The sequence below is a fragment of the Halorubrum tibetense genome (assembly GCF_042661865.1).
GTDB lineage: Archaea > Halobacteriota > Halobacteria > Halobacteriales > Haloferacaceae > Halorubrum > Halorubrum tibetense.
Genome location: NZ_JBHSWW010000197.1, coordinates 1 through 4649 on the forward strand (window position 1 = coordinate 1; position 4649 = coordinate 4649).

Below are 4649 nucleotides of genomic sequence, written 5' to 3' on the forward strand. Positions count from 1 at the left end.
GAGCGTCGGGGGTGCAGCCGTGCTCGCCCCGGGGACGGTCCTCGGAAACGACGCGGTCGTCGGCGACGGCGCGGCGGTGAGTGGACGCGTCGCCGACGCGGAAACGGTACGGAGGGGATAATCATGTGTGGGATCATCGGCTACGTCGGCGGACGACCCGCGCTTCCGATCCTCTCTACGGGGCTCGCGAACCTGGAGTACCGCGGCTACGACTCGGCGGGGGTGGCGCTGTCCGGCGAGGCGTTGGCGGTGTACAAGACGTCCGGCGAGGTGAGCGCCCTCCAATCGATCCTGCCGGAGTCGACGGACCACCGGGCGGGGATCGGCCACACGCGGTGGTCGACGCACGGCCCGCCGACCGACGAGAACGCCCACCCGCACACCGACTGTACGGGTCGGGTCGCCGTCGTCCACAACGGGATCATCGAGAACTACGACGCGTTGCGCGCGGAGCTGTCCGACGAGCACGCGTTCACGAGCGAGACGGACACGGAGGTCGTGCCGCACCTCATCGAGGACGCGCTCGACGCGGGTGCCGACCCGCGAGCCGCGGTCGAAGAGGCGGTCGAGCGGCTGGAGGGCACTTACGCGCTGGTCGTGACGATCGCCGGCGTCGACGAGCTATACGCGACCCGGCAGGACAGCCCCCTCGTCGTCGGCCACGGCGAGGACGGGACGTTCATCGGTAGCGACGTCACCGCCTTCCTAGAGCACACCCGCGACGTGACGTACGTTCAGGACGGCGACTTCGCGGTGATCGACGACGACGGGCTGGCGCTGTACCGTGACGACGAGCGGGTCGAGCCGACGGTCGAGCGGCTGGAGTACGAGGCGGACGCCGCCGAGAAGAGCGGCTACGACCACTACATGCTCAAGGAGATCCACGAGCAGCCACGGGCGCTCAGACAGACGATCTCCGGACGGATCGACCCCGACGCCGGTAGCGTCGACGTCGAGGTCGACCTCCCCCCGGAGTATATCGCCTCTATCGAGGAGATACAGATCGTCGCCTGCGGCACCTCGAACTACGCCGGACGGTACGCCGCGGAGCTGCTGGAGTCGACCGTGGACGTCCGCACGACTGTCGAGGTCGCGAGCGAGTACGAGTTCGACGGCGGCCGCGACCCGTGGCGTACGCTCGTCGTCGCGGTGACCCAGAGCGGGGAAACCGCGGACACGCTCTCCGCGATCCGCCGGGCGAAACGCGCTGGGGCGCGGACGCTCGCGGTCACGAACACCCTCGGCAGCACGATCGTCCGCGAGACCGACGACAGCGTGTTCATCCGCGCGGGCCCCGAGATCGGGGTGGCGGCGACGAAGACGTTTGCCTCCCAGGTAGCGACGCTCACCCTGCTCGCGGTCCACATCGGTCGGGAACGCGGAACGCTTCCGTACGGCCGGGCACAGGAGCTGCTCGACTCCGTTCGGCAGCTCCCGAACGCGGTCCAGAGCGTTCTCGACGCCGAGGACCGCGTCCGCGAGGTGGCCCGCGAGTACGTCGACAGCGACGCGTTCTTCTTCATCGGCCGACAGCTCGGCTATCCCGTCTCGCTGGAGGGGGCGTTGAAGCTCAAGGAGATCTCCTACGACCACGCCGAGGGGTTCGCCGCCGGCGAGCTGAAACACGGGCCGCTCGCCCTCGTCACCGAGGAGACGCCCGTCCTGGCGCTGCTGACCGACGGCAGCAGACCGAAGGAGACGCTGAACAACGTCAAGGAGGTCCAGGCGCGTGGCGCGCCCGTGATCGGCGCGCGAACGGACGCCGGTGACGGTTCGAGCGCCGGAGCCGGCCCGGGCGGCGCGGACGCCAGCTCGTACGTCGACGTCGACCTCCCGGTGCCCGCCATCGGCGATCTGGAGCCGCTCGTCGCCAACGTCTACTGGCAGCTGTTCGCGTACCACGTCGCGAACGAGAAGGGTCGGCCGATCGACCGGCCGCGGAACCTCGCGAAGAGCGTGACGGTGGAGTGAGGACGGTCGGACGCCCCGTCCGCCCCTCTCTGTGGACCGGACACTGTCGGGGCAGGGGGTCCCGACACGCGCACGGCGATATCCGTCCTCGGCTCACGCTCACGCGTATCTATCGAAGACGTCGGCGACGGCGTCCGCGGACTCCTTGAGCCGCTCCGTGTACCGCGGCACGTCCCACGTCGGTGGGGTGTAGGCGGTCGTGTCGAGACGCGCGTCTGGGCCTGCCGATCCCCCTCCAGTCTCGTCGATCCCGGGGATCGCCCCCGTCAGGTTCGTCTCTCCCGCTTCTGTCCCCGCCTCCGCATCCGCCCGCGCCCCTGCCCCCGCTCCTACTCTCAACCCTGACACCGACGCGGCGTCGCCGTCACCGCCAGCCGGCACGTACGACGCGGCCGCGACGTCGATCGTCTCGAACGGCTCGTACCTGTCGAGTCCGTCGGTCCAGACGTCGCCGAGTCGGCGTCGTCGGCTCGGGTCGGCGACGTTGAGGAGCTGCCAGGGCAACCGGACCTCGATCGCGTCCTCGGGTGGCGAGACGTGGACGTCCGCCAGTGAGTCGTACGCTGACGAGGCCGGGTTCCCGTTCCCGTATCGGAGCCGCCCCGTCTCGACCGACTCGAACGGGATCCGCTCGCCGGTCGGGGGGACGGTGTAGCCGCGGTTGATGACTATTCGGAGCGGTGCGAACCAGCCCGGTTCGGGGTCGCGGTAGGCGGCCAAGTCCAACCCGGCCTCAGCGCCGTAGCGGTACGCGAAGGTGTCGTATCGGGGATACACCGTGACCCGGGAATCGTCAGGGCCGCCGAGCCTGACGACGAAGTCCGCCCCTCGCGAGGTCGCGTCCACGTCGTAGGGCAGGACGACCTCGCCGCGGTCGGTGAGCCCGAGCGTCAGCAGGTAGTTGACGCGGTCCCAGTCGACGCCGGAACCGAGGTCGGCGCACTCGAGCCGGATCGAGAGGTACGCCTCGTCGCTCGTGACCCGAAGGGCGGTCAGCTCGCGGGCCGGATCGACACCGTCGTCGAGGCGGGTCGACTCGCCCCTCGGCTCCGCGACGGTCGCGTCCGTCCACGCCTCAGGCGACCCGTCCAGCGGGACCGCGTCGGCGGGGTCGAAGGCGAGTAGCCCGAACCGCTGTTCGGGAGTCTGAACGTTCGACCAGTGGGGCCGCCGGTTGGGGTCCGAGAGCGCTTCGAGGTTCCAGGTCCGCTTGAACCACTCGTCGTGCCAGCTGAAGAGGATCCCACCAGCAGCCCCCGACTCCTGGACGTCCTCGTAGCTCGCCGCGAGTATCTCGCCCTGTTCGCGCTCCGTGTGTCGCCCCTGATCGCGGCCGTGGACGTCGCGCTGGGCGATCCCCCGTGAGGAGGGGACGCCGAACTCCGCGACGACGAGCGGGATGTCCGTCGATCCCACCAAGTCGTTCAGATAGCCCGCGTAGCTGTTCGGCTCGCCGCGGTGGTCGACGTACTCGGCGTACTCCGGCGTCTCGTTCAACAGCGGCGGGTAGTACGGATACACGTGGTAGGCGGCGAACGTCCCCGCCTCGTACGCGTCGGTCGGGACGAGCGCGTCGGGGTCGACGCTCACCGCGTCCTCCATCTCGAACGGCTCGTAGGGGTGATCCAACGGGTCGGTCGTCACCCAGTTGGTGAACGCCGTCGGGCGCTGATCGCCGTACTCGTCCGTTTCGTAGGCGATCCCGCGGTCGAGCCGCTCCGCGAGCCAGCGCTCGAACGGGCGGTCGGCGACCGAGTCGAGGTACGACCCCGCGTATCCGCCCGCGTCATTCACACGGTTCGTCTCGATGACGACCGCCGGCGGCCACTCGATGCCGATCACGTAGCCGAGGGTGTAATCGCTCACGTCCGCGTCGTAGGTGCCGCTCGCGTGGCCCGGCTCCGGTGCGATCGTCGTCGCGCCGTGGACCGCGTCGATAACCTGGCGGAACGAGCGGTCGAAGGGGTCTGCGAGCGTGAACGCGTCACCCGCTTCCCGGAGGTGTTCCTCGCCGATCCAGTTGCCGTGGACGAGGTAGATCGGGTCCGGATTCCCCCGGTTGTGCTCGGCGAGCGCCCGATAGAAGGCCGGCGGATGGACGGTGTACACCCGAACCACGGTGACTCCGAGCTCGCCCATCGCGCCGAACCAGCGATCGTACTCCTCCCGGGTTATCGCGGCTTCTCCCGGGAAGTGGCCGGGGTTCGCCATGCCGAGGTTCACGCCGCGGACGGCGAGCGGCTCGAACGGGCCGTCGTCGACGGCCACCTCGAACCCGTCGTCGACCACGCGGAACCGCCGGTCGGGAACGGCGATGTTGGGCCCGCTCCGACCGTCGTCGAGGAACGCGCAACCGGCCGTCCCCACCGCGGCACCGGTGCCGACCGACGCGAGGAACGAGCGTCTGTTCACGATCGGATCGGTCGTCGGAGAGGCATAACGTTGTCCACGGTCGCGGTACCCTTACCAAGGCTCGTTCTTGACGCCGATGGCGTACGCGATGACGTTCGTCCCCACGTGGAGGACGGGCGTCATCACGAGGACGACGGCGAGCACGGGGAGGGTGAACACCGCCGTCGCCCAGCCGGGCGCGACGAGGAAGACGGCGACGAGCGCGCCGACGACGAAGTCGAGCTGGTCGAGTCCCGGGAACGCCGCGCCGCGCTCCCGACCCGACC

At 69.8% G+C, this 4649-nt stretch carries 3 protein-coding genes; 1 reads left to right on the forward strand and 2 read right to left on the reverse strand.

Annotation, left to right across the window (positions count from 1 at the left end):
• Positions 1–123 precede the first annotated feature (123 nt).
• Positions 124–1971 carry a glutamine--fructose-6-phosphate transaminase (isomerizing) gene (glmS, locus tag ACFQEU_RS11655; protein WP_379782314.1) on the forward strand — a complete coding sequence of 616 codons (1848 nt, stop codon included), beginning with the start codon at positions 124–126 and terminating at the stop codon, positions 1969–1971.
• Between the two features lie 99 nt (positions 1972–2070).
• On the opposite strand, the gene ACFQEU_RS11660 is transcribed toward glmS, so the two are convergent.
• Entirely contained in the window at positions 2071–4383 is a 2313-nt protein-coding gene (locus ACFQEU_RS11660) for a hypothetical protein (RefSeq protein ID WP_379782316.1), read from the reverse strand.
• A 51-nt stretch (positions 4384–4434) separates the two neighbouring features.
• A partial coding sequence (locus ACFQEU_RS11665; RefSeq protein ID WP_379782318.1) for a CDP-archaeol synthase occupies positions 4435–4649 on the reverse strand: 215 nt, incomplete at its 5' end.